The following is a 748-nucleotide window of genomic DNA, read 5'->3' on the forward strand; positions in this document are numbered from 1 at the left end:
AGACCCCATGCACCCGAGCCGACTCTCCGAGCCGATGCGCTGGCTACTAGCCGAACCCGGCCGCCTTCGCATGGAGTGCACAGGCTTCGGCCTGAACCTCGTGAGCGGCAACTTCGAGTTCGCCAGCCTCATCGTCATCGAAGACGAGGAGTTCTGGACGCGCTACGGCGGAGACGTCCAAGCCAACTGGGAAGCGTCCCGTCTGCACCAGTATTCCAGCCGCGACGCGGAGCTCCTGGACGAACTCGTCAACGATGTAGCTTGGAGCAACGAAGGGCTCTTCGCCCTTCTGCAGGGCCTGCGCCGCCTCCGCGAAATCGGCGGCACCCGCGTAGACCTACCAGAGATCGAATGGGAGATCAGGTGACCGCCAACTGGCAAGCCGGCAACGCCGCGGACGACAGCACGGACACTCGCGGCTGGCTGGTCGGACACTTCATCGACCCGTCGATCGGCGTCCGCTCGCAAAAGGATGTCGAAGTGAAGTGGGGCACCCATCCCGCCGGTGACAAGCGTCCCGATTGGACTGCCGACGACCAACGAACGACGCTCGTTCTGTTGGTAGAAGGCAACTTCCGCGTCGACACCACCGACGGCAGCAAGACCATGAGCCGCCAGGGCGACTACATCATGTGGGGTCCAGGCGTCGACCACTCGTGGGAAGCCCTCGCGGACTCCGTCGTCATGACCGTCCGCTGGCCGTCACAGACCTGACAGCTCGAAGTTCGGCAGCTTCACCCGCGAGCCA

The 748-nt window shown here is 64.2% G+C and carries 1 protein-coding gene and 1 pseudogene; both read left to right on the top strand.

Annotated features, from left to right (window positions below):
- Nucleotides 1-367 (top strand): annotated as a pseudogene (locus tag SK803_RS46390) (transcriptional regulator); the annotation flags it as partial.
- Nucleotides 364-714 (top strand): signal peptidase I, encoded by a 351-nt coding sequence (locus tag SK803_RS46395; RefSeq protein ID WP_319972648.1) that lies wholly within the window; start codon nucleotides 364-366, stop codon nucleotides 712-714. The pseudogene SK803_RS46390 and the gene SK803_RS46395, both read left to right, overlap by 4 nt.
- Nucleotides 715-748: the final 34 nt, after the last annotated feature.

The sequence above is a fragment of the Lentzea miocenica genome (genome assembly GCF_033949945.1).
Taxonomy (GTDB): Bacteria; Actinomycetota; Actinomycetes; order Mycobacteriales; family Pseudonocardiaceae; genus Lentzea; species Lentzea miocenica.